General features: G+C 74.4%; 16 protein-coding genes and 1 pseudogene. 6 read left to right on the top strand and 11 right to left on the bottom strand.

Annotated features, from left to right (window positions below; all coding sequences use genetic code 11):
• Nucleotides 1-889: 889 nt before the first annotated feature.
• Entirely contained in the window at nt 890-1,531 is a 642-nt protein-coding gene (locus ACZ4VF_RS00865) for a nucleoside/nucleotide kinase family protein (protein ID WP_467923732.1), read from the bottom strand.
• 190 nt (nt 1,532-1,721) lie between these two features.
• Here ACZ4VF_RS00865 and ACZ4VF_RS00860 point away from each other — a divergent pair, with 190 nt between their 5' ends.
• Together ACZ4VF_RS00860 and ACZ4VF_RS00855 are read left to right on the top strand one after the other, a co-directional pair.
• On the top strand, nt 1,722-2,462 hold the full coding sequence (locus ACZ4VF_RS00860; RefSeq protein ID WP_467922310.1) for an HAD family hydrolase: 741 nt from the start codon (nt 1,722-1,724) through the stop codon (nt 2,460-2,462).
• Nucleotides 2,459-4,813, top strand: a complete 2,355-nt coding sequence (locus ACZ4VF_RS00855) for a glycoside hydrolase family 65 protein (RefSeq protein WP_467922309.1) — start codon at nt 2,459-2,461, stop codon at nt 4,811-4,813. The genes ACZ4VF_RS00860 and ACZ4VF_RS00855 overlap by 4 nt, the downstream gene beginning before the upstream one ends.
• 145 nt (nt 4,814-4,958) lie before the next feature.
• Here ACZ4VF_RS00855 and ACZ4VF_RS00850 read toward each other — a convergent pair.
• Nucleotides 4,959-5,330 (bottom strand): annotated as a pseudogene (locus tag ACZ4VF_RS00850) (BlaI/MecI/CopY family transcriptional regulator); the annotation flags it as partial.
• Nucleotides 5,331-5,434: 104 nt separating this feature from the next.
• Here ACZ4VF_RS00850 and ACZ4VF_RS00845 point away from each other — a divergent pair.
• Complete coding sequence (locus ACZ4VF_RS00845; RefSeq protein ID WP_467922308.1) at nt 5,435-7,123, top strand: hypothetical protein; 1,689 nt, start codon at nt 5,435-5,437, stop codon at nt 7,121-7,123.
• A gap of 526 nt (nt 7,124-7,649) precedes the next feature.
• Entirely contained in the window at nt 7,650-8,138 is a 489-nt protein-coding gene (locus tag ACZ4VF_RS00840) for a DUF5709 domain-containing protein (protein ID WP_467922307.1), read from the top strand.
• Nucleotides 8,139-8,214: 76 nt separating this feature from the next.
• Here ACZ4VF_RS00840 and ACZ4VF_RS00835 read toward each other — a convergent pair whose 3' ends face one another.
• Nucleotides 8,215-8,421: a hypothetical protein gene (locus ACZ4VF_RS00835; protein ID WP_189301594.1), complete on the bottom strand. Its 207-nt coding sequence runs from the start codon at nt 8,419-8,421 to the stop codon at nt 8,215-8,217.
• Between the two features lie 244 nt (nt 8,422-8,665).
• Here ACZ4VF_RS00835 and ACZ4VF_RS00830 point away from each other — a divergent pair, with 244 nt between their 5' ends.
• Both ACZ4VF_RS00830 and ACZ4VF_RS00825 read left to right on the top strand, forming a co-directional pair.
• The gene (locus ACZ4VF_RS00830) at nt 8,666-10,504 is read left to right on the top strand and encodes a glycoside hydrolase family 15 protein (RefSeq protein ID WP_467922306.1); all 1,839 of its coding nucleotides are present in this window, start codon (nt 8,666-8,668) and stop codon (nt 10,502-10,504) included.
• Nucleotides 10,505-10,658: 154 nt separating this feature from the next.
• A complete protein-coding gene (locus ACZ4VF_RS00825; protein WP_467922305.1) occupies nt 10,659-10,895 on the top strand; it encodes a hypothetical protein in 237 nt (78 codons plus the stop codon).
• Nucleotides 10,896-10,906: 11 nt separating this feature from the next.
• On the opposite strand, the gene ACZ4VF_RS00820 is transcribed toward ACZ4VF_RS00825, so the two are convergent.
• The 8 genes from ACZ4VF_RS00820 to ACZ4VF_RS00785 form a co-directional block, all read right to left on the bottom strand.
• A complete protein-coding gene (locus ACZ4VF_RS00820) occupies nt 10,907-11,233 on the bottom strand; it encodes a hypothetical protein (RefSeq protein ID WP_467922304.1) in 327 nt (108 codons plus the stop codon).
• A gap of 781 nt (nt 11,234-12,014) precedes the next feature.
• Nucleotides 12,015-14,753 (bottom strand): SpoIIE family protein phosphatase, encoded by a 2,739-nt coding sequence (locus ACZ4VF_RS00815; protein WP_467922303.1) that lies wholly within the window; start codon nt 14,751-14,753, stop codon nt 12,015-12,017.
• A 161-nt stretch (nt 14,754-14,914) separates the two neighbouring features.
• Nucleotides 14,915-17,422 (bottom strand): SpoIIE family protein phosphatase, encoded by a 2,508-nt coding sequence (locus ACZ4VF_RS00810; protein ID WP_467922301.1) that lies wholly within the window; start codon nt 17,420-17,422, stop codon nt 14,915-14,917.
• A gap of 294 nt (nt 17,423-17,716) precedes the next feature.
• Nucleotides 17,717-19,162 carry an NAD(P)/FAD-dependent oxidoreductase gene (locus tag ACZ4VF_RS00805; RefSeq protein ID WP_467923731.1) on the bottom strand — a complete coding sequence of 482 codons (1,446 nt, stop codon included), beginning with the start codon at nt 19,160-19,162 and terminating at the stop codon, nt 17,717-17,719.
• A gap of 32 nt (nt 19,163-19,194) precedes the next feature.
• Nucleotides 19,195-20,331, bottom strand: coding sequence for an MAB_1171c family putative transporter (locus ACZ4VF_RS00800; protein ID WP_467923730.1), 1,137 nt, complete (start codon nt 20,329-20,331; stop codon nt 19,195-19,197).
• 79 nt (nt 20,332-20,410) lie between these two features.
• On the bottom strand, nt 20,411-21,574 hold the full coding sequence (locus ACZ4VF_RS00795; protein ID WP_467922300.1) for an MAB_1171c family putative transporter: 1,164 nt from the start codon (nt 21,572-21,574) through the stop codon (nt 20,411-20,413).
• Nucleotides 21,571-22,185: a toxin gene (locus tag ACZ4VF_RS00790; protein ID WP_467922299.1), complete on the bottom strand. Its 615-nt coding sequence runs from the start codon at nt 22,183-22,185 to the stop codon at nt 21,571-21,573. Before ACZ4VF_RS00790 ends, ACZ4VF_RS00795 begins: the two co-directional genes overlap by 4 nt.
• 538 nt (nt 22,186-22,723) lie before the next feature.
• Nucleotides 22,724-23,341, bottom strand: a complete 618-nt coding sequence (locus tag ACZ4VF_RS00785) for a helix-turn-helix transcriptional regulator (RefSeq protein WP_467922298.1) — start codon at nt 23,339-23,341, stop codon at nt 22,724-22,726.
• Between the last annotated feature and the right edge of the window lie 177 nt (nt 23,342-23,518).

Raw genomic sequence — 23,518 nt, 5'->3', positions numbered from 1 at the left:
GGAGTTCACCGCGATCCGCCTGAACCTCCCGGCCGGCCCCGGCGCGGCCGGAACCGGCGGCCGCTCGGCCTCCAGCCGCAGCACCGGGCACCTGCCGGTGCCCGGCCGTCAGCGGCCCCTTGCCGCCTGCCCGCGCGGTATCCCCAGCGCGCCCGCCTGCTGGGCGCAGGCGGGCACGGACCCGCAACCGCGGGCCACCCGCGGCGTGCCGCCCGTCGCCCGCACGTCCCCGTGGCCGAGGGCGCCCTGGGACCCGGCCACCGGCGGGCCTGCGGCCGGCCGACCCGTGCCCCGTTTGGCGAGTCCAGCAGCACCTCCGTGCCCTTCGGTACGGTCGGCGGCAGCTCTCGCGGCCCTGCCGGGACAGGACGTACGTCACCCGGTGCCGCACCGCGCGCATTTGCGGCCCGATCGCCGTACGGCTCATGGGCCGGGTGGGCGTAGGCGTCCAGCGTGTCGGCGGTCGTGCCGGTCCGTGCGGTGAGGCAGCGAGCGCCCGGGCGCGGGCGGCGGACTTCAGCTCGGGGTCGCGGCTTTCGCGTCGGCGGCGGGCAGCCGGACGGCGACGGCCGGCACGGTCAGCGCCCCCGCCGAGGCGGCCGGCGAGGCGGTGAGGAACCCGCGCCGGTCGGTGACGGTGGTGCGGAGCCCGGCGGTCGACGGCGTGCCTGTGCCTCTCGGAGAGGTCCCCGGAACGCCCGTGCCGCTGGGCGGACGTGTGCCAGCCCGTGAGGAACGCTGGAACGGGAAGACGAACGGGTGCGGTTCCAAAGCCGGTTGGTGTCCGTCGGGGAGGACCCGGCGACCGGTGGGCATGCGGGGCGTGGCACCGCGGTTCACGGCGCACCGGACCGGACGCCGGCCTCCGCCCCCGCACCCCGCCCGTCCGTCAGCGCAGCACGTCGGCCGGCACGACCAGGTCCGCGCGCTCCCGCGTCGTCGCGACCAGGTCGGCGTTGCGCTGGTCCGTGCCCAGCACCCAGGCCACGGCCGCCGCGTGCTCCTTGCCGAACTCCTCGTGCCGGGCGACGAGCCGGCGGACCCGCTCCTCCTCGTCCGTCTCGCAGAACCACACCTCGTCCAGGCACGGCCGCACCCGTGCCCACGAACCCTCCCGCAACAGCAGGTAGTTGCCCTCGGTCACCACCAGCCGGGCCTGCGGCGGCACCGGGATCGCCCCGGCGAGCGGCTGCTCCAGCACCCGCTCGAAGCCCGGCGCGTACACCACGTCGTCGGTCTCCTCGCGCAGCCGCCGCAGCAGCGCCGCGTAACCGCCCGCGTCGAAGGTGTCCGGCGCGCCCTTGCGGTCCCGGCGGCCGAGCCGGTCCAGTTCGGCGTCGACGAGGTGGAAGCCGTCCATGGGCACGTGCGCCGCCCAGGGCGGACCGTCGCCGTTCAGGGCGGCCACCAGGCGCTCGGCCAGGGTCGTCTTGCCCGCGCCGGGGCTCCCCGCGATGCCGAGCAGGGCCCGCCGGCCACCCCGGGGGAGGGCGCGGGCGCGGGCGAGGAGACCGTCGAAGGTCAGCGGCAGGAGGCCAGGGGGCGTGGACGTGGAGCGGTTGTCCGCAGACACGGAGTCGGAGGCCGCAGGCACGGAGTCGGAGGAGGGAGGCACGGAATCGGAGGTCGGTGGCACACGGAAGAGTGTGTCACCGACCGTCCGCGCGGCATGTGGCATGCGCCACTCACTGGAGCGCTCCGGACGGGGAACAGTCCCCGGTATGAGTCAGCTCGGTCTGCCCGACACCATCCAGGCCTGCCTGTTCGACCTCGACGGGGTCGTCACCAAGACGGCCGTCGTGCACGCGGCGGCGTGGAAGGAGACGTTCGACGCCTTCCTGCGCGCCTACGAGGGCGAGCAGGGACGGCCGTTCGACGCCGCCGCCGACTACGACGAGTACGTCGACGGCCGCCCCCGCGCCGACGGCGTCCGCGCCTTCCTCGCCTCGCGCGACATCCATCTGCCCGAGGGCGGCCCCGGCGACCCGCCGGACGCCCGCACCGTCCACGGCCTCGGCAACCGCAAGAACGAGCTGCTGCTGGAGCGGATCCGCACCGGCGGGGTCGAGGCCTACGAGGGCACCCTGCGCTATCTGGAGGCGGTCCGCGCCGCGGGCCTGCGCACCGCCATCGTCTCCTCCAGCGCCAACTGCCGCGACGTGCTGCGCTCCATCGGCGCCGAGCACTTCTTCGACGTACGCATCGACGGCGTGGTGGCCGCCGAGCGGAACCTGCCGGGCAAGCCGCACCCCGACACCTTCCTCACCGCCGCCCGGGACCTGGGCGTCGAGGCGTCCCGCGCGGCCGTCTTCGAGGACGCGCTGGCCGGCATGGACGCGGGCCGCGCCGGCCGCTTCGGATACGTCGTGGGCGTGGACCGGGTGGGCCAGACCGACGCGCTGTACGCGCACGGCGCCGACATCGTCGTGAAGGACCTCGCCGAACTCGGAGGCAAGCAGTGATCACCGACCGGTCGTACGCCGTCGAACCGTGGACCGTCCGGGAGACCGCGCTCGACCTCGACGTCCTCGCCCAGAGCGAGTCGGTGTTCGCCCTCTCCAACGGGCACGTCGGCTGGCGCGGCAACCTCGACGAGGGCGAACCCCACGGGCTGCCCGGCAGCTACCTCAACGGCGTCCACGAGGTCCACCCGCTGCCGTACGCGGAGGCCGGCTACGGCTACCCGGAGTCCGGGCAGACCGTCATCAACGTCACCAACGGCAAGGTCCTGCGGCTGCTCGTGGACGACGAGCCGTTCGACCTGCGCTACGGCCGGCTCGTCTCCCACGAACGCGTCCTCGACCTGCGCCGCGGGGTGCTGGAACGGACCTGCGAGTGGACCTCGCCGGCCGGCTCCACGGTCCGCGTGCGCTCCACCCGGCTGGTGTCGCTGACCCAGCGGGCGATCGCCGCCGTGGCCTACGAGGTGGAGGCCGTCGGCGACCGCAGCCGGGTGGTGATCCAGTCGGAGCTGGTCGCCAACGAGAGCCTGCCCGAGCCCGACGGCGACCCGCGCGCGGCGCGGGCCCTGAAGTCGCCGCTGGAGCAGGAGGACGGCTTCGCCACCGGAAACCGGCTGCGGCTGGTGCACCGCACCCGGCACAGCGGGCTCAGGGTCGCCGTGGCCGCCGACCATGTCGTCACCGGCCCCGACCGCACCACCACCAGCAGCGAGAGCAGCACCGACGTCGCCCGGCTCACCGTCACCTCCGTGCTGGAGCCCGGCCAGACGCTGCGGGTGGAGAAGCTGGTCGCGCACGGCTGGTCCGGTACCCGGTCGCTGCCCGCCATGGCCGACCAGGTCGACGCCGCGCTCGCCGCCGCCGGCCACGACGGCTGGCAGGGCCTGCTCGACGGACAGCGGGCCTGCCTGGATGACTTCTGGGGCCGCGCCGACGTCGAGGTGGAGGGCGACGAGGAGATCCAGCAGGCCGTCCGCTTCGCGCTGTTCCACGTCCTGCAGGCCGGCGCCCGCGCCGAGCGGCGCGCCATCCCGGCCAAGGGACTGACCGGCTCCGGCTACGACGGGCACGCGTTCTGGGACACCGAGATGTTCGTCCTGCCCGTCCTCACCCACACCGCGCCCGCCGCCGTCGCCGAGGCACTGCGCTGGCGCCACACCACCCTGGACGAGGCCCGCGAACGCGCCGTACAGCTGGGGCTCGCCGGGGCCGCGTTCCCCTGGCGGACCATCGCGGGACCGGAGGGCTCCGCGTACTGGCCGGCCGGCACCGCCGCCTTCCACGTGAACGCCGGCATAGCCGACGCCGTCGTCCGCTACGTGGAGGCCACCGGCGACACCGCCTTCGAGCGGGAGACCGGCGTGGAGCTGCTGGTCGAGACCGCCCGGCTGTGGCGGTCGCTGGGCCACCACGACACCCACGGCGTCTTCCACCTCGACGGCGTCACCGGCCCCGACGAGTACAGCGCGGTCGCCGACGACAACACGTACACCAACCTGATGGCCCGCCAGAACCTGCGCGCCGCGGCCGACGCCGTGGAACGCCACCCGGCCGAGGCGCGGCGGCTCGGGGTGGACGAGGAGGAGAGCGCAACCTGGCGGGACGCGGCCGACGCCATGCACGTCCCCTACAACGCCGAACTCGGCGTCCACGAACAGCACGCCGGGTTCACCCGCTACCAGCGCTGGGACTTCGAGGGCACCCGCCCCGACCAGTACCCGCTGCTCCTGCACTTCCCCTACTTCGACCTCTACCGCAAGCAGGTCGTCAAACAGGCCGACCTGGTGCTGGCCATGTACACGTGCGGCGACTGGTTCGAGGAGGAGCACGACGAGGAGCAGATCGCCCGGAACTTCGCCTACTACGAGCCGCTGACCGTCCGGGACTCCTCCCTGTCCGCCTGCTGTCAGGCCGTCATCGCCGCCCGGACGGGCCATCTGGACCTCGCCTACGCCTACACCGCCGAGGCCGCGCTGATGGACCTGCAGGACCTGGAGCACAACACCCGGGACGGGCTGCACATCGCCTCGCTCGCGGGCACCTGGATGGCACTGGTCGCGGGCTTCGGCGGCATGCGGCGCGCCGGCGACCGGCTGCGGTTCGCGCCCCGGCTGCCCGAACGGCTGAGCCGGCTCGCCTTCCACGTCCAGTTCCGCGGGCGCCGGCTGCGCGTGGAGATCGGCGCGGACAAGGTGACGTACGCGCTGCTGGACGGCGAGCCGCTGACGCTGAGCCACCACGGCGAGCCGCTGGAGGTCGCCGTCGACGAACCGGCCGTCCGGGCCGTACCGCCGGTGATCCGCCGGCCCGCCCCCGGACAGCCGCCGCACCGGGCGCCGAACGGCGGCTGAACCCCGCCCGCCGCGTGGGCCCGGACCGGCTTCAGGCACCCCCTGCGGCCGCGTCCGCGGCCCGCTCCGCGTCCGCCGCCCTGCCCGCCGGGCCCTCCCGGTCCGCGTCTCCGGTTCCGTCCGGGGTCCGCTCTCCGTTCCGGTCTCGGCGGAGCAGCTCGCGCAGGGCCCGCTGCTCCTCGGCGCTCAGGCCGGTCACGAAGTGCTGGAGCGCCGCGATCGGGTCCGGGACACGGTCGAGGGCCTCGTGCATCGCCGCGGCGGTCGTCTCGGCCGCGTTCCTCGCCGCCCGGTACGCGCCGCGCCGCCCGTCGGCGTCACGCCGGACCAGCCCCTTGTCGTACAGGCGGGTGAGGATGGTGTGGACCGTGTTGTACGCGAGTCCGCCGCCGATCTCCTGCTGGATCTCCGCCGGGGTCAACGGCCGCTCGGTGGCCCAGAGGGCGGCCAGCACCTCACTCTCCAGCTCCCCGGCGCCGCGCCGCTCCCCCCTGCCGCGGGACCCTGTGCCAGCCATGCCCCAACCTTACAGCGCGTAGGGCCGTCGGCCGGATGGCCCTGCCCGCCGGGCCGTGCGGGGCGGGCGGCCTTAGGTTGGCCGTGATTCCCGGAGGGGTGGTCATGGCCGGCACCACGCACGCGACACCGGACGCGGCGAGCCGCGAGGGCGCGCGCCGCACCTGCGCCGGTTCCCTGCGCCACGTCTGGCCGTCGGCGGCCGTCGCCGCGGTCTTCGCCCTGACCCAACTGGTCCTCGTAGGACCGGGGATGGGGCTCGGCTGGGACGAGACGGTGTACGTCAGCCAGGTCAGCGGACACGCGCCCGCCTCCTTCTTCAGCGCACCCCGAGCGCGAGGCGTCTCCCTGCTGGTCGCGCCGGTCGCGTCCTGGTCGTCGTCCACGGCCCTGCTGCGGGTCTACCTCGCCGTCCTCTCCGGGCTCGCCCTGTTCCTGGCGCTGCGGGCCTGGCGCGGGCTCCTCCCCGGCCGCGTACTCGCCCTCGCCGGCGCCCTGTTCGCCTCCCTGTGGGTGACCCTGTTCTACGGCCCGCAGGCCATGCCCAACCACTGGGTCGCCGTGGCCGCCCTGGCCGCCGTCGGCTGCTTCCTGCGCGCCCCCGCCGAACGGACCGCGCTGTGGGGTCTGGCGGGCAGCGCGGTGCTCATGGCGTGGATGCGGCCGGTGGACGCGGTGTGGGCGACCCTGCCCCTGCTCGCCGTCGGCCTGTCCCGCCGCCACCGGCGGGCGCTGCTCGTCCTGCTCCTCGGGCTCGCGGCCGGCGCCGCGGAGTGGGTGATCGAGGCGTACACGAGCTACGGCGGTCTGGCGCGCCGGCTGTCCGACGGCTCGGACATCCAGGGCGGCCTCGGCTGGCACCTCGCCGTCGTGGACCAGCTGCGCAGCCTGGGCGGGCGCACGCTGTGCCGGCCGTGCACCGGCGCTCTGCCGCACCCCCTGCTCACCCTCTGGTGGTTCGCGCTTCCCCTGCTCGCCGTGCTCGCCCTCGCGGTCACCGCACGTGCCCGGCGTACCGCGCCCACGGCGCTGCCGCTCGCCTGCGCGGCGTCCGCCGCGTTCCCCTACCTGTTCCTCATCGGCTACGCGGCCCCCCGCTTCCTCCTCCCCGCGTACGCCCTCCTCGCGATCCCCGCCGCCACCACCCTCACCCACCTGCTGACACCTTCATCCTCCCCGCCCTCCCGGCCCTCCCGATCCAAGGGCGAAGCGGTGCGCCGGGCCCGCGGCCGGAGCCCGTCGTGGCCCCGTCTCCTGGTCCGGCGCCCGGATGTGCGCGGAGCCCGCCGTCACCCGGAGGGTCCGGACCGGGGAGCCGACCGGCGCCCGGCCCGGCCCGTGGCCACCGCCGCCGCCCACCCCCCGGCCCCGCCCCCGGCCGCGCCGCACCCGTCCCGCCCCCCGCTCGTCACCGTGCTGGTGTGTGCGGCGCTCGCCGCTCACCTCGCGGTGCAGCTCGCCGTGCTGGTGCACACGGTCGGCAAGACCGCCGCGGCCCACCGGGCGTGGGCCCGTACCGCGGCCGAGCTGGGACGGCGGGGGGTGCGGCCGCCCTGTCTGGTGACCGGGCACGAGGCCATTCCGGTCGCCTTCGCCGCCGGGTGCTCCTCGGGCGCGACGACCGGGCCCAACGCGAACACCACCGAGGACGGCATCGTCCGGACCACCCGGCGGATGCCGGTCGCCACGCTGGTGCCGGCCGGGTCCGCGCCGCCCGGATACGCACACGACTGGCCGTCCGAAGCCGTCGGCGCGGTCCGGATCTACTACGTCCTCCCGGACCACGGCCCATGACGGCCCCGAGCCCGGCCCTGGCCGCGAGCGACCGCGACCGGGGCATCCGGGCCGCCCCCGCCCCCGCACGGCCGCGCCTCGCTCCTCACGGACGACGGCCTCGGGCGGCTGGCGGGGACGGAGACGGAGGAGCTCAGCCGGGACACGGTCCGGCAGCGCACCGGCCGCCCCGGACGGCCCGCACGCCACCTCCCGACCGCCCCACGCCCGGCTTTCCCTGCCCATGGGGAAGGCCTGCCGCGCCCTTTACTGCACATAGGTTGCAGCTACGGATGGATGGCACAAGGCTGTGGACGGCCGCCCTGATCCCGCTCCGCCCCTCCCCGCCCGGTCCGGCACCCTCACCGCCCGGCCCGGCACCGCGTCCGAGGCTCCCGACGCGGCAGGAGTGGATCAGGGCCGGCGGGACGGCCGCCCGGCGCTCGCGTCACCAGCGCCGGCCGGCCCGTCCGGGCGCCGACGGGGTTAACGGCCCGACCACGGGAAACGCGGACCAGGACCGTCCGCGAATCCGAAGGAGGCGACCATGAGCGACCAGCAGTCCGAGCAGACCCCGATGGCCGACGACGCTTACCAGCCCACCGGCAGCAACGAGGAACAGGAGGACGCCGGTCCCCTCGACCTGCAGGACGCGGTCGGTGAACGCACCTACGACGACATGCTCGACGAGGGCTACTCCCCGCCCGAACGCCCCCTCGGCGTCACCCGGTACGGCACCACCGCCGCCGAGCAGCACGAGGGGGAGACCCTGGACCAACGGCTCGGCCAGGAGGTCCCCGACGTGACCCCTCCGGCCGGCGACGAGATCGGCGACCTGCCCGGCGGTGAGGGCGAACCGGTCGACCCGGAGGCGGGGGAGTCCCGCGCCGGCCGCCTGGTCGCCCCCGACGAGGGCGCCCACACCGACACCACCAAGGAGGAGGTTGCCCGGGACGTCGGCATCGACGGCGGAGCAGCCGGCGCGGAGGAGGCCGCGATGCACGTGATCCCGGACGAGACCGAACTGCCGGAGTGAGCGCACACGGCACCGGCCGGGCGTGCGCACGCCCGGCCGGTGTCCCCGTTGGTGTCCCTGAGTTCCCCGGACCGCCCTAGGGCAGCAGCTTCTCGATGGCCGCCGGGCCCTCCGACTCCAGCTTGCGACGCGCCCAGTCGAGGGTCTTCGGTGTGACGTCCCTGCCCGCCGCCATCACCAGGTCCTCCGGGGTGACGTCCCTCGGGGGCGCGGAGTGGAGCAGGGCGTCCGGGGTGCAGACGTCGTCCGACGAACGGGACTCTTCGGGTGTGGATGTCGACATGATGCCTCCTCCTCGGTCCGGATGACCGCATCCGTGCCGGTGCCTGCCGAAACGGGGCACACTCTCACCATTCCCCTCCCCGGCGCACCCTGCATCTCCTGGCGCGTCGGGAGCGGGTGAGGAGCGCGTTCCCACACCACACGGAACCACTCGCTCTTAAGCTGGAAAACACCCGTACCAGTGGCACCCCGCTCCGCCGGAGCGGACCGCACACCGCACCGCACCGCTCACCGGGAGGCCGTCGATGGCCGAGACCGTGTATCCCGAGCACGCCACCCGCAGCCCCGGCTACCTGCCCATCGCCGAGCACGGGCTCATCGGCGACCTGCGCACGGTGGCCCTGGTCGGCAGCAACGGCACGATCGACTGGTACTGCTGCCCCTCCTTCGACTCCCCGAGCGTCTTCGCGGCCGTCCTCGACGCCGAGCGCGGCGGCTGCTTCGAGCTGGCCGCCGCCGTACCGGCCCGGACCAAGCAGTTCTACTTCCCCGACACCAACGTGCTGATCACCCGGTTCTTCACCGAGGACGGCGTCGGCGAGGTGCAGGACTTCATGCCGGTCGTCGACGACGCACGCGGCGAGGCGGGCAGGCACCGGCTGATCCGGCGCGTGGTGTGCGTCCGGGGAACCGTCCCGTTCCGCGCCCTGGTGGCCCCCCGCTTCGACTACGGCGCCGCACCGCACACCCTGACCGCCCTGGACGACACGGTCCTGTTCGAGTCCCCCGGCCAGTCGCTGGCGCTCACCTCCACCGTGACCCTGGAGTGCGACGCGCGGGACGCCCGTGCCGACTTCAAACTCGCCGAGGGCGAGTCCGCCGTGTTCGCCCTCGACCAGGTCACCGGCCTGGTGAGCCCGCGCGGCTGCGCCCACGCCGAGGCGGAGCACCAGTTCAACGCCACGGTCGCCTACTGGCGGCGCTGGCTGCACCAGTCCCGCTACCGGGGCCGCTGGCGCGAGATGGTGCACCGCTCCGCGCTCACCCTGAAACTCCTCACCTACGCGCCCACCGGCGCCATCGTCGCCGCCCCGACCACCAGCCTGCCCGAACAGCTCGGCGGTGAGCGGAACTGGGACTACCGGTACGTGTGGGTGCGCGACGCCGCGTTCGCCGTGTACGCGTTGCTGCGGCTCGGCTTCAGCGGGGAGGCCGAGGCGTTCATGGGGTTCGTCACCACGCACATCAGCCCGGGCTGCCGCGACGGCTCCGGCCCGCTGCAGATCATGTACGGCATCGACGGCCGCACCGACCTGCCCGAGCGCGAACTGCCGTACCTGTGCGGCCACCAGGGCTCGGCCCCGGTCCGGGTCGGCAACGCCGCCGCCGGCCAGCTCCAGCTCGACATCTACGGCGCCCTGATCGACTCCATCTACCTCTACGACAAGTGGGCCCAGCCCATCTCCAGCGGCCAGTGGGACGACGTCTGCCACCTGGTCGACTGGGTGTGCGACCACTGGGACCAGCCCGACGAGGGCGTGTGGGAGACCCGCGGCGGGCGCAAGGACTTCCTGTACTCGCGGCTGATGTGCTGGGTCGCGATCGAGCGGGCCATCCGCCTCGCCACCCACCGCGGACTGCCCGCCGACCACCGGCGCTGGCGCCAGGCCCGGGACGCCATCTACCGGCGGATCATGGACCGGGGCTGGTCGGAGCGCCGGCGCGCCTTCGTGCAGTACGAGGGCGGCGACGTCCTGGACGCCTCCCTGCTGATGATGCCGCTCGCCAAGTTCATCGCCCCCACCGACCCCAAGTGGCTGTCCACCCTGGACGCCCTCACCGAGGACCTGGTCTCCGACTCGCTCGTCTACCGCTACGACCCGCAGGCCAGCCCGGACGGCCTGCGCGGCGACGAGGGCACGTTCTCCATCTGCTCGTTCTGGTACGTCGAGGCGCTCGTCCGGGCCGGCCGCCTCGACGAGGCCCGGCTGGCCTTCGAGAAGATGCTCACCTACGCCAACCACCTCGGCCTGTACGCCGAGGAGATCGGCCGCACCGGCGAGCAGCAGGGCAACTTCCCGCAGGCGTTCACCCATCTCTCCCTCATCAGCGCCGCCGTCAACCTGGACCGCGCCCTCGGCTGACCCCCGCCGCACCCCCGGCCCGGCGATGATCCGCCACCGGCTTGTCATCGCCCGACCGGTCACCCGATCGGACGGTGTGCCCGCGAGGCGCACGGGTACCCGGGCTGCCGACAAGCGGAACCGACACAGGGTCCACAGAAGGAGGACACCCCGGATGACCAGCAGCAGCGAGACCGGCGACGTCACCGGCACCCGTGACAAGGACTACAACCTCATCTGGTACGTCGAGGCGTGCCTGAGCAACGCCCTGCGCCTGGAGCAGTACATCCAGGACGCCGAGCGCGAGAAGGACAACGAGGTCGTGGAGCTGTTCCGCAAGGCCCAGGCCGACAGCCGCAAGGGTGCCGACATGGGCAAGCAGTTGCTGCGCTCCCGGCTCAACGGCGGCTGACCGCCGCCCGCTCAGGCGAACCGGGAACCGGGAACGGGCCCGGCGGACCGCACAGGCGCCCGGTCACCGCGCTGCCACGTGCCGGCCACGGCCGTGGCGAACGCGCTGAACCCGGCGTCGTCGTCCGCCGGGCCGTCGCCGTCCCCCTGGCCGTCGTAGGCGGCCGGGTCCGCGCGGGCGACCCCGGCGGCGAGCTCCGCCCCGGCACGGTCGTCCGCCGGCCCCCGTTCGAGCCGGCAGCCGGTGCCCTGCCGCAGCTGCTCGCCCCACGGTGGCACCACCGACTGGTGCAGCAGGGCGGCGCTGTCCGAGGTGACCGCGGGCGGGTCCCCGAGCATCCGGCCCGCCGTCCGCCGCCGCGAGCCCGTCCAGGTCGTACGCCCCGACGCTCGCGGATCCTCGGTCTCGCCGCGGCGGAGGTGTCCCGGTCCGGCAGCAGCGACACCGACCGTGGCCGCACCCCGGTGACGGACAGCAGGGCCCGCAGCCGCAGCAGACCCCACGGACACAGGTCCGGGCTGTCCTGCAGCCAGGCGTAGCGGCCGTTCATGCCGGCGTCGAAGCCGCACGGGGACAGCGTTCCGACGACCGTCCCGCCCATCACGAACTGCCGGCCCCGCAGATCCGCCGCGTCGAGCGGGCCCGCCCGCCCGGCGTCCGCGGCCCGCGCCGGCACACGGTTCTGCCGTTCCCGCAGACAGCGGTCCGGCCAGTCGGCGGGCAGGGCCCCGCCGCTGCGGCGCAGGGCCTCCCGCAGCGGCCGGATCGCCAGGTCCGGCACCCCCCGCTCCACGCACGCGTACCCGAAGTCGTACTACTTCCTCGCGTCCTCGGGGGGCGACGGCCGGCGCGGCCGAGGCGTCGGCGCGATCGGTGAAGCCGGCCCCGCCGGCCGCCCGCCCCACCACCAGGGCCACCTCGGCGAGCGGCGGGTCGTCCCCGGCGGCGCGCACCTGCCGCAGGGCACCGGGTACGTCCCCGCCGTCCAGGGCTTCCCAGGCGCCGAGCAGGGCGGGGGAGGAGGGCCGGCGCGTGCGGCGGTTCCCGCGGGAGAACTCGCCGGAGACCATCGCCCGCCGCCCACGGCGCCCTCAACGGCATTCCGCGCGCCGCGGACGCTCAGGGCAGCGGCTGTTCCGCCCAGATCACCTTGCCGTGCGGGGCGTAGCGGGTGCCCCAGCGGTCGGCGAGCTGGGCCACCAGGAACAGGCCCCGGCCGCCCTCGTCGGTGCTCGCCGCGTACCGCAGGTGCGGCGAGGTCGTGCTGCTGTCGGACACCTCGCAGATCAGCGTGCGGTCGCGCAACAGCCGTACCTCGATCGGGCCGCGTCCGTAGCGGATGGCGTTGGTGACCAGCTCGCTGAGGATCAGCTCCGTCGTGAACGCCAGCTCCTCCAGCCCCCAGTCGGCCAGCCGCCGGGTCACCGAGGCCCGCACCTGCGACACGGCCGCCGGATCGGTGGGCACCTCCCACCGCGCGACCCGGTCGCCGCCCAGCACCCGGGTGCGGGCCACGATCAGCGCCACGTCGTCGCTCGGCCGGGCCGGCAGCCGGTCCAGCACGGTGCGGCAGGTGACCTCCGGGGAGGCGTCCGGCGACCGGCGCAGGGCGTCCCGCAGCAGGCCGAGTCCCTCGTCGATGTCCCGCTCCCGGTCCTCCACCAGCCCGTCGGTGTACAGCACCAGCCGGCTGCCCTCCGCCAGCTCCAGCTCGGCCGTCTCGAACGGCAGCCCGCCCAGGCCCAGCGGCGGCCCCGCGGGCAGGTCGGCGAACTCCACGGTGCCGTCCGGATGCACCACCGCGGGCGGCGGATGGCCGGCCCGGGCCATGACGCACCGCCGGGACACCGGGTCGTAGATCGCGTACAGGCAGGTCGCGCCCGTCACCACGGCCGCGCCCGACGCCGGGGTCTCGTCCTGGTCGATCCGGCCGACCAGCTCGTCCAGCAGGCCGAGGAGTTCGTCCGGGGGCAGGTCGAGGGAGGAGAAGTTGTGCACGGCCGTACGCAGCCGGCCCATGGTCGCCGCCGCGTGCAGCCCGTGCCCCACCACGTCCCCGACGACCAGCGCCACCCGGGCACCGGACAGCGGCAGCACGTCGAACCAGTCGCCGCCCACGCCCGCCTGGGCCGGCAGATACCGGTAGGCGATCTCCAGGGCGCCCTGCTCGGGCAGGGACCGCGGCAGCAGGCTGCGCTGCAGGGTGACCGCCATGCTGTGCTCGCGGGTGTACCGCCGGGCGTTGTCGATGGACACCGCCGCCCGCGCCACCAGCTCCTCCGCGAGGGCCAGTTCCTCGGCGTCGAACGGCTGCGGTTTCTCCGCCCGCCAGAAGTTCGCCAGGCCCAGCACCAGACTGCCCGCCCGCAGCGGCACGGTGATCAGCGAGTGGATGCCGTACGACAGCACCTGATCGGTACGCTCCAGGTCCTGCGCCCGCCAGCCCGGCTCCTGGCGCAGCCGCTCCACCACGACCGACTGCCCGGTGGTCAGGGCGCGGGCCTGCGGCGAGGTGGCCACGAACCGGATCCGCTCGCCGACCGGGTACAGCGGGGCCTCCTTGCGGACGCCCGCGCAGGCCGCGCGGCGCAACGCCGTCCCCGGCCGCGGCTCCTCCCCGCTGAGCACCGCGTCGAACAGGTCCACCGTCGCGAAGTCCGCGAACCGGGGCACCGCCAGGGCGGCCAGCTCCTCCGCCGTCCGCGTCACGTCCAGGCTGGTGCCGATGCCCACCCCGGCGTCGTACAGCATGTTCAGCCGCTCCCGCGCCACCTCCGCGCGACCCGACAGGGCCCGCAGCTCGGTGGAGTCGCGCAGGGTGGTGACGCTGCCGGGCGGGCCGCCGCGCAGGTCGGTGGGCCGCTGGTTGATCGCCAGCAGGCGGTCCTTGACCAGGTGGACCTCGTCCGTGGCGACCCGGCCCGAGGCCAGCAGCGCCGCCGTGTCGTCGTCCAGGCCCAGCTCCAGCACGTGCCGCCGCTCGGCGTCCGCGGGCAGGTTCAGCAGCCGGTGCGCCTCGTCGTTGGCGAGCAGCAGCCGGCCGTCCCCGCCGACGATCAGCACGCCCTCCCGGACCGCGTGCAGCACCGCGTCGTGGTGCTCGTACATCCGGGTCATCTCGTACGGCCCCAGGCCGCGTGTCTGGCGCAGCAGCCGCCTGCTGACCAGGGCCGTCCCCGCGGTGGCCAGCGCCAGTGCGGCGGCCGCCGCGGCCAGCAGCAGCGGCAGCTGCTGGTCGGCGGCCCCGCCCACGTGCGCGGTGGTGATCCCGGCCGACACCAGGCCCACCACGTCGCCGTCCGGGCCCTTCACCGGCACCACGACCTGCACCAGCGGCCCTATGGTGCCGGTGATGTGCTCGGTGACCGTGCCGCCGGCCACGGCCGGGGCGATCGTGCCGACGAACTTCTTGCCGATGCGGTCGGTGTCGGGGTGCGTGTAGCGGATGCCGTCGGTGCTCATCACGACGATGAAGTCCACGCCGGTCGCCCGGCGCGCCGCCTCCGCGCGCGGCTGGAGTACGGCCGTGGGGTCGGGGGAGCGCAGCGCGGCGGCCGTGCCGGGCGCGTTGGCGAACGTCTCGGCCACGGCGAGGGAACGGTTCGTCGCCTCGACGTCGCTGTCGTGCCGCACCTGGAGGACCTGGGCCACCACCGCCGCGACGACCAGCAGCAGCACGATCACCACTTGCAGGACGAACACCTGACCGGCCACGCTGCGCCCGGTCACCGCCGACCGCAGCACCCCCGGCCGGCTGCCGTCCGCGCCGTCTCCGGGCGGCGGTGGGCCGTGGGGTGCGCGCGGGTGCCCGAGGGAACGGGATGGCCCGTTCGCGGGCCGGCCGGGCAGTCGCACCATGTGCCCATGTCTACACTGCCCGGCGCCGTGAGGCGAGACCGTCACCCGAGGCGCCGACGCCCGGCCGTGGGCAGCCCGGCGGCCGGGCGGTGCGCGGGGGAACGGCGTTGCGGTGCGCGGGGGATCGGTGTGGTCGCCGTCCGGCCGACGGAGTCGCCCGGTCAGCCGCCGGGGGCCGCGGACGGGCGGCGGACGGCGAGGAGGAGGGCCACGTCGTCGGGGCGGTCGGTGGCGTGCCGGGCGGTCGCGGTGAGCCGGTCGGCGACCCCGCCCAGGGAGCGCCCCCCGCCCCGGGCCGCCGCGGCACCGGCCTCGGCGAGCGCCACTCGCAGCGCCGTGATGCCGTCGTCGATGTCGGCGCCGGGCCGCTCCACCAGACCGTCGGTGTACAGCGCGAGGATCGCGTCCGGTTCGAGCAGCAGCTCCGCCACCGGGTACCGGGCCTGCGGATCCACCCCCAGGACGACACCGCCCGGGACGTCCAGCAGCCGGGTCCGGCCGTCGGGGCAGCGCAGCAGCGGCGGTGGATGGCCTGCCCGGGCGATCCGGGCGCGGCCGGTCGCGGGGGCCAGACGCAGGTAGCAGCAGCTGGCGAACTGCCCCGGGTCCAGGTCGATCAGCAGGTGGTTGGTGCCGCTCAGCACCTCGTCCGGCGGCCGGTCGCCCAGCGCGAACGCCCGGACCGCGCTGCGCAGCTGGCCCATGGTGGCCGCCGCCTGCACCCCGTGCCCCTGCACATCACCGATGACCAGCGCGAGCCCGTCCCCGGCCTCCACCACGTCGTACCAGTCACCGCCCACGTCCATGCCCTGGGTCCCCGGCAGATAGCGCCCCGCGGTCTCCACCCGCGGATGGGCCGACAGCCGGCGCGGCAGCAGCGCCTGCTGCAGACCGCGGGCGAGGGCCGCCTCGTCGTCGTAGCGGCGGGCCCGCTCCAACGCGTGCGCGATCAGGCCGGCGAGCGCGGTGAGGACCGTACGCTCCTCCGTGCTGAAGCCGCGTGAGCAGTCGAAGCCGAGGATGCAGGAGCCGACCGGCCGGCCGGAGGCGATCAGCGGCAGGAAGGCACGCGCCCCCTCGTCCGCGTCGAGTGCGATGCCCGGGTAGGCCGCCGCGATCTTTCCCATGGACTCGAAGAACAGCGGCCGGCCGGTGGTCAGCGTCTCCACCCCGGGCAGGTGGGCGTCGAGGCCGACACCTTCGAACCGGGCGAGGAAACCGTGCGGGAACCCGGTTTCCCAGGCCAGGTACAGATGGCGTTCCTGGAGCAGGTAGATGGCCAGCTGCCGGCCGCCGAACGCGGGCAGCAGCTCCTGCATCACCACCTCCGACACCTGCCGGGCGGTGACCGCGTCCGTGAGCGCGATGGCCAGTGCGATCGGCCGGTACAGCGGCGCCAGCGCGTGACCGCGCGTCACCGTGTTCCCGGAGACGTGTGTGTCGGGGGCCGGTTCCGGCGTGGCGTCCATCCGGCTGGCCGGGACGAGTGTGCAGGTCAGCAGGTCGGTGCCGGGGTGCACCGAGACGGCCAGCCAGTCGCCCTCACCGGTTCCGTCGCGCTCGTCGGCGGGCCGCAGGGCGTGGAAGTGCACGGGCTCCGGGGACAGAAGGGCACCGCGCAGATGGTCGTCGTACGGCGGCCCCGTCAGCCAGGGCAGCGCGTCCCACAGCGTCCGCCCGAGCAGCGTCCCGCCGGGCCGGCCGGCGAGCCGGGCCGCCGCCGGGTTGACGTACACGATCACCCCCAGCCGGTCCAGGCAGAACACACCCTGCGGCAGCGGGTCGGCCGCGCCCTCCGCGGCGGCGGACGCACCGGGGTCGAACACCGCTCCGAAGACCGCCGCCCCGGCACCGCCGGGCTCGGCCGGCCACAGGTCCAGCAGCCGTAGTGTGCCGTCCCGGGCCCGCAGGCTCAGCGGCGCGCCCGGCGGCTTCCCGGCGGCGGTGTCGCGCAGCGCGGCCAGGATGCGGTGGGCGTCGGCCGGGGCCACGGCGTCCGCGAGTGCCGCGGCCGTCCCCGTGAACTCGCCGGGACGCAGCCCGAGGAGCTCGTGCAGCCGGCCCTCCGCGCGCACCGCGGACGTCGCCGGGTCCCAGCTGAACCGTCCTACGGCGGCCCGCCGGGACCCGCTCACGGGCGGCCGCAGGCACAACGGCTCCCCGTCCCAGAACACCGCACTCGGGTCGCCGCCGGCCAGCCCGAGCAGCTCGGCGCCCAGGTCCTCGGCGAGCCGGGCGAGCACATCGCGGTCGAACAGCTCGTCCACGGTGTCCGACACCGCCGGGTGCAGCACGGTGAGCACCCCGAGCGGCTCGGCCCCGCCCGGAACCGGCAGGTACACCGAGCCGAACGGGAAGGGCAGACCGGCCGCGAACTGCGGGTACCGGCGCATGGTCTCCACGGCGTTGGGGAGGATCACCGGGACACCGAACCGGTAGGCGTCGGCGACCGGGAACGGCCGGTCGACGTGCAGCCGCCACCAGGGCCGGAACAGCGGGCCGGGCAGCCCCACCAGCACCGACAGCCTGATCAGCCCCGGCGTCCCGGACCGCAGGTACACCCCCGCCACGCGCCCCCCGGCCGCGGTCAGCGCCCCGGTCGAGGCATCGGCCAGCAACGCGGTCAGCCGGGCCCGCCCCCGCACCGCCTCCTCGTCGCTCCCAGCCATCGGCCCTACCTCGTCCCGTGCGCCTCCGGGATGACACAGCAAGAATGCGCCACGAGACCCGCGCAACGCACGTGGGCGCGGAGGAGGTGGCGGAAGGGCACGTCGCGGGCCGCCGACGGCAACGGCCGGGGCCGGCGCCGGGGCACGAGCAGCGGCGGTCCCGCCCGCTTCCCCGCGCACCCGCTCCGCTCCGGGCACCGTACCGGTCGTGGCGGCACAGCCGGGCCGGGCTCGCGCCGCCCGGCCGGGTGGGTGCTCGACGAGAAGCAGCGGAAGGGGATCGGCGGAGGGGGACTAGCCGAGGTGGCCGGAGGCGGGTGACGCCTCCAGGCCCTTCTTGAGCCGGTCGAAGATCTCACGCTCCGAAGGCCCGAGCGGCGGCTCCGGGATGTGCGGGAGGGGCGGGCCGGTCAGGGCGGCCAGCAGGGCCTTGGGGCGCAGTACGCGCGTCGGGGCCGCCCTGAGGCTGGTGACGTCCCACAGGGCCGCCGCCGCGTCGAAGGAGCCCGTGGCGGCTCTGGTCAGCCGGCGCGCGTAGCGGGCGGCGACGCGGTCGGCGAGGCCGGGCTGTCCGCCGACCACGTCGGGGTACAGGACGTCCATGCCGACGGCGGTGGCCCACGCGGTGTCCACGTGCCGGGCCGCGCCGTCCAGCACACGCCGGGACAGGCCGGGGGAGGCGAGGCCGGTCCGCCGCAGCTCGCGGGCCAGGACCTGGGCGCCGAGCGCCGCCACCGACATGCCCTGGCCGTAGGCGGGGTTGAAGGTCGCCAGCGCGTCGCCGAGCACGACGAACCGCTCGGGCCACCGCGCCGACCTCTCGAAGTACCGGCGGGCGTTGCTCGTGCTGCGGCCCCGGCTGACCACCACGTCGGTCAGGGGCTCCGCGCCGGCGATGAGCTGACCGACGATCGGGTGGGGAAGGTCGAGCGTGTACCGGAGGAAGCCCTCGGGGTCCTGAGGGGGTTCGCCCCCGCGCGTGCCCCCCGCGCTGACCATCCACCGGTTCCCCTCGATCGGGAGCACCATCGCACTGCGGCCGGGCCGGCCGTCGTAGGGATTGGCCTGCACCACCGTCAGCGGGAACGATTCCGCACCCGCCGGTGTGCGGTAGATCCGGGTGGCGTTGGTGAGGCCCGAGTCGAGCTTGCGCTCCTCCACGCCCGTGATGCCGATCCCGCCGAGCCACTTCAGGCTGCCCGAGCCACGGCCGCTCGCGTCGACGACGAGATCCCCCTCCACCTCGGACCCGAGTCGCTCGTCCGCGCCGCTGATCCGGACCCCGTGGACCCGGACGGCGTCGCCGAGGAGCCCCTCCACCGTGGCCTGGTGGACCGAGACGTTCGGGTAGGAGTCGAGCAGCGCCTGCCGCACGACCCAGTCCAGCAGGGCACGCGTGCAGGTGATCATGTGCGGACCGCTCCGGCGCCATCGGCGCAGCCAGCCGCTGTCCGGGGTGCGGGCCAGCATGCCGTTGCCGAGGGCGATCTCGTGGGCCCCCGCGTCCAGGAGCCGGGCACGCACGCTGACCGGGAACAGGGACTCCAGGGCGGACAGTCCGCCGGCCATGAGCAGATGGGCGTGCTGGCCCTGGGGGACACCCCGCCGGTTCTCGGGTCCCTCCGGAAGCTCGTCCCTGTCCAGGACGACGACCCGCAGCGAGGGCTCGGCGAGGGACAGGGCCGCGGCGGCCACCAGCCCGGCGATGCCGGCTCCGACCACGACAGCTTTGTGCGACAACTGGTTCTCCTTGTAGTGCTGTTGAGTCGACGTCACTGGGTTCTCACCTGATCCGGTGCCGCCTCACCGAGGCGGTGCACGGCGTTCGCCAGCTCGACCAGATCGATGGTGACGCGGAACTTCTCCGGCGGGTCGGCGGGTCCGTCGCCCCTGCCCGACGCCCGGCGTATCCCGTCGATGATCATCGCCTCCTCGGAGGCGGTGCGCGCCCTCTCCCGCTGCTCACCGCGCTCCACGGCGGCCGCGTACGTCGCCTGGCCGACCCGTTGGTCGAAGTACGCCGTCAACTGCAGGAGCGCGTCACGGATGTTGGCCTCCAGCAGGTAGAGGCGGTTGCTGGGCAACTGCCACCACAGCTGCCACCAGGTCGGTTCCGCGACCGGTGTCGCCGCCACGTCCTTCACCGCCGACCACAGGGGCCGCAGCGCCCGGTAGGTGGCGAGGCTCTGCCGCTCCGCGGCGGCTGCGGAGGCGAGACGCGGCAGCACGAACCCGGCGGAGTAGATCAGGGCGCCGAGCGCGGCGGCCGGCGGTGCGACGGAGGTGGACAGGAAGTCCAGGTCGTACCCCAGCCAGCGGGCGACGACCGCGGTGACCTTGGCGAGGGTGAATCCGAGGGCGTCGAGCAGCAGCCCGGCAAGGATCAGCCGGAGGCCGAGGCGGAGCAGCCCGGTGACCTCGTCACGGGCCCATTTCAGGCAGACGGCGCTCAGGACGATCGTGCTCGCCAGGTGGCCCAGCAGGTAGAGGGTGATCATCTCCCGCATGTACGGGGTGTTCGCGTAGTACGTGTCCAGGTCGGTGAGGCGCTCCGTGTGCGCGTCCGCGAGGCCGAACAGCACGACGATGGCGACGATGAGCGTGCCGTAGACGGCCACCGCCACCCGGGTCATCCGGCGTATCTGCTCCTTCGGGCCGCCCTTCCAGTGGATCAGCAGGATGATCAGGGAGCAGCTCAGGGCGGAGATCGAACCGTAGGTCAGCGGGGCGCCCACATTGGGGATGCCGGTGGCGTGGTTGACCGCGGCGAGCGTCACCGGGGCGGACCAGAAGAAGCACACGGCGGCGATGAACGCGGTGGCCCGGGTGGCGATGGACAGCGGAGAGCGGGGAGTCCTGCGCGGCCGGCGAAGCATTATGGCGGCCAGAGCCAGAAGGAGAGACGCCATATACACGACAAGGCTCATCTTTCGGTGGCTCCGTTCAGGTCCGCTGGCTGTGGGGGGACTCGTGCGGCCGGTCCGCCGGTCATGCCGACCGGGCCGCGGCGGGGTCCGGCTCGACGGCCCGTGCCCCACGCTCGCACCTCTTGACGGCGTCGGCGATGAGAACGAGGGACTCGGCGTCGCGCGGGTGGGAGAGCCGGGCCGGCCCGCCGGCGGGCTCCAGCGGCGGCTGGGTGCTGCGCCGCACGGCCGCGGCGATGGTGGCGGCCCATGCGGCGGAGGTGGCCCGGGACCAGTCGCCGGTCCTCTCGAACTCCGCGTCCAGGGTGTGGTCGTAGAGCCTCTCGTCGTAGAGCGTCTCGATGGCGAGGAGACCGTTGTGAATGGTGCTCCAGCGCCAGGTGCCCCACAGGAACGGCGAGCGCGGCCGCTCGACACGCAGGGCACGGTCCGTGAGCACCGGGTCCAGTACGGCGTCGAGAGGTGCCAGGCGGAAGAAGTCGCGCCAGCCCGACAGATGGTGGCCGGTCATGGGCAGGAGGACCCCCACCACGGTGAGCACCGCCCCCAGACCGGCGCACAGGGGCGGGACGGACGTTCCGAGCACCGGCCAGTCCCGGCCGGTCCACCGGGCGACCACCGCGATCAGTTTGCAGATGCTGTACCCGGAACTGATCACCGTGCCCGTGCCGATCGTCAGCAGACTGGCCCGCAGCCAGGGCCGCCTCCGCACCTCCGCCTCGCATCCCCAGCGCAGCGCCCAGACCGCACTGACCACCGCGGCCGTCAGATGCGCGATCAGATACAGGACGACCATCTCGGCGATCCAGGGGGTCGTCGCGTAGTACGTGTCGAAGTCGCTGCTGCGCTCCTCGGCGGCGTCCCCGAACACGAACAGGGCGCCGATGCCGGTGAGTACGGCCGTGTACCCGTAGATCCAGCTCAGCGTCGTCCGGCGCAGCGACGGGCCGCCCCGCCAGCAGGCGATCATGATCAGCAGTGCCGCGCTGTACGCCGTGATCGACGCGTAGGTCAGGGGAGCGGCCAGGTTGGGCACACCGCTGATCCGGTTGATCACCTGTACCGAAGCGGGGGCTCCGAAGAGGAAGCAGAGCGACGCGAGCGCCAGCACCCCGTTGACCGCGCGCAGTGAGCGTTCGCTCCAGTGCCGGATCAGGTCGGGCAGCTTGACCAGCAGACCGATCCACAGCAGGCCGCAGCTGATGTAATTGATCGACCCGCTCATCTCCGGTTCCCCCGATAGTTGAGGGAGTCCGCGATGCGACGGGCCGTCTCGCCGGTGATCACATCGCGCTCCATCAGTGCTCGCATCTCCTGCCCGACCCGGATCCCGAACAACTCGGCTTCTTTCTCGGGGTCCTCGTCGAAACGGGAACGCGCGGCGGCCGGCTGCGCGCCGTGCACGTGCCCGGCCTCCAGCGCTTCCCAGGCACCGTCCGCCAGCTGCTCGGGGGTGAAACCGTCCTTCTGCCGCATGTGCCACAGCTCGTGGCCGAAGATCTGCGCCTGGTGCCAGATCTCCGCGTCCTGCTCGATGATGACGTCGTCCTGGTCCGTGCGCTCCAGCCACATCCCCGTGGCCTTGAACTCACGCGGGATGTGCACCCGGTGCACCACGAGCCTGCGCTCGCCACGCCACCGCCGGGCCGACTCGACCAGGGCCTCGAACAACGACTCGGGATCCTCCGGAGCCTCTCCGGCGGACAGGTCGTCGTCCGCTCCGGTGCTGCTCAGCCTCGCTCGGACCGGAGCGATGAGCAGCTCGGCGAACTGCCGCATCTCCCGGTCGCGCTGCCGTAACCGCTGCCATTGACGCAGCCGGGTCATCGCGGTCACAGGCCCCCGTCCCGCCCGCTGGGAGAAGCAGGGGCCGCCAGGGGGTGCGGTGAGCCGAGGATGCCGGCGGTCGATGGCGAGTCGGGCGCCCCGGCCGTGTGTGGTGAGGCGGTGGTTCCGGCCGTGTGTGGTGAGGTGGTGGTTCCGGCCGTGTGTGGTGAGGTGGTGGTTCCGGCCGTGTGTGGTGAGGTGGTGGTTCCGGCCGTCTGTGGTGATGCGGTCGGTCCGGCAGCGCGTGGCCAGTCGGTCGCTCCGGCCGTCCGTGGCCAGTCGGTCGCTCCGGCCGTCCGTGGCCAGTCGGTCACGCCGGCAGTCTGTGGCCAGTCGGTCGTTCCGGCCGTCCGTGGCCAGTCGGTCACGCCGGCCGTCCGTGCCGATCCGGGCATTCCGGCGGTCCTAGGCGAGCGGGGCACCTCAGCGGTCCGTGGCGAGCGGGACCTCGCGGTGGTCTGCGGCGAGCAGGACGTCTCGGTGGTCTGCGGCGAGCGGGGCACTTCGGCGGTCCGTGGCGAGCGGGGCTCCCCGCCGGGCCGGCAGGTCACCACGCGGCCCCCCTGCGGCCCGTGGCCCCGCCGTCGGCACCATATGCGGCGGGCCGGGTGATGCCCTCCGCCCACTGGGCCATCGCCCGCACCCCGCTCGGCGACAGCAGCCCCCGCGCGGCCAGCCGGAGGATCTCGGGCGTACGAAGCTCGGCGAGGGGGTCCGACTGCGACTCGAGGCGCTGCAGGTGCCGTTGCAGCGCCTCGTTGAGCGCTTCCGGTTCGTCGGCGAAGAAGAAGCCGGGCGGCAGGGAGAAGAACCGCCGCAGCCGGTCGGCGGACTCCAGACTGGGCAGGCCCTTCCTGCGCCACTCGCTCATCGTCTGACGGGTCACGCCCGCTGCCGCGGCGATCTCTTCGAGGGTGTACTTCTTCCCGTCCTCACGCCGGCGCGTCTCGCGGAGGAGGTCGAGCCGCTGCCGTACCCGCTCCGCCACCGAGACCTCCTCGGCCCGTCCGCCGGCGAGCAGGAGCCGGACCACGGCCTCGGGGATCCCCGTCTCGAAGGACAGGTCCCGCGCGTTCAGCACGTCCGTCAACTCGGCCCGGCCGACGGCATGGTGGAGGCGCTCCAGGGTTCCGGCCAGTCTTGCGTAGGCATCGTCTGCTGCCACCGAGCATTCTCCCGGGCACGTCGCTGATCAGGGGCGGGGACGTACGCGAGGGTATCCGCATCGCCTCACCTGGTCGACAGTGTCGAGAAAACCTGCATGGGCTCGCAGGCTGAGTTGACATCACGTGGCGTCCAGTAGCAGGATCACCGCGCAGGGTGATCCAACAAACCAGCTGTG

This window comes from Streptomyces sp. NPDC029151, assembly GCF_055564315.1.
This window is presented reverse-complemented; position numbering and strand designations above follow the sequence as displayed.

What these genes read in the sequence shown, in the direction of transcription:
- ACZ4VF_RS00860 (WP_467922310.1), top strand. Translation starts at nt 1,722, where the DNA reads ATGAGTCAGCTCGGTCTGCCCGACACCATCCAGGCCTGCCTGTTCGAC.
- ACZ4VF_RS00845 (WP_467922308.1), top strand. Translation starts at nt 5,435, where the DNA reads ATGGCCGGCACCACGCACGCGACACCGGACGCGGCGAGCCGCGAGGGC.
- ACZ4VF_RS00840 (WP_467922307.1), top strand. Translation starts at nt 7,650, where the DNA reads ATGAGCGACCAGCAGTCCGAGCAGACCCCGATGGCCGACGACGCTTAC.
- ACZ4VF_RS00835 (WP_189301594.1), bottom strand. Translation starts at nt 8,421, where the DNA reads ATGTCGACATCCACACCCGAAGAGTCCCGTTCGTCGGACGACGTCTGC.
- ACZ4VF_RS00830 (WP_467922306.1), top strand. Translation starts at nt 8,666, where the DNA reads ATGGCCGAGACCGTGTATCCCGAGCACGCCACCCGCAGCCCCGGCTAC.
- ACZ4VF_RS00825 (WP_467922305.1), top strand. Translation starts at nt 10,659, where the DNA reads ATGACCAGCAGCAGCGAGACCGGCGACGTCACCGGCACCCGTGACAAG.
- ACZ4VF_RS00820 (WP_467922304.1), bottom strand. Translation starts at nt 11,233, where the DNA reads ATGCTCGGGGACCCGCCCGCGGTCACCTCGGACAGCGCCGCCCTGCTG.
- ACZ4VF_RS00815 (WP_467922303.1), bottom strand. Translation starts at nt 14,753, where the DNA reads ATGGTGCGACTGCCCGGCCGGCCCGCGAACGGGCCATCCCGTTCCCTC.
- ACZ4VF_RS00810 (WP_467922301.1), bottom strand. Translation starts at nt 17,422, where the DNA reads ATGGCTGGGAGCGACGAGGAGGCGGTGCGGGGGCGGGCCCGGCTGACC.
- ACZ4VF_RS00800 (WP_467923730.1), bottom strand. Translation starts at nt 20,331, where the DNA reads ATGGCGTCTCTCCTTCTGGCTCTGGCCGCCATAATGCTTCGCCGGCCG.
- ACZ4VF_RS00795 (WP_467922300.1), bottom strand. Translation starts at nt 21,574, where the DNA reads ATGAGCGGGTCGATCAATTACATCAGCTGCGGCCTGCTGTGGATCGGT.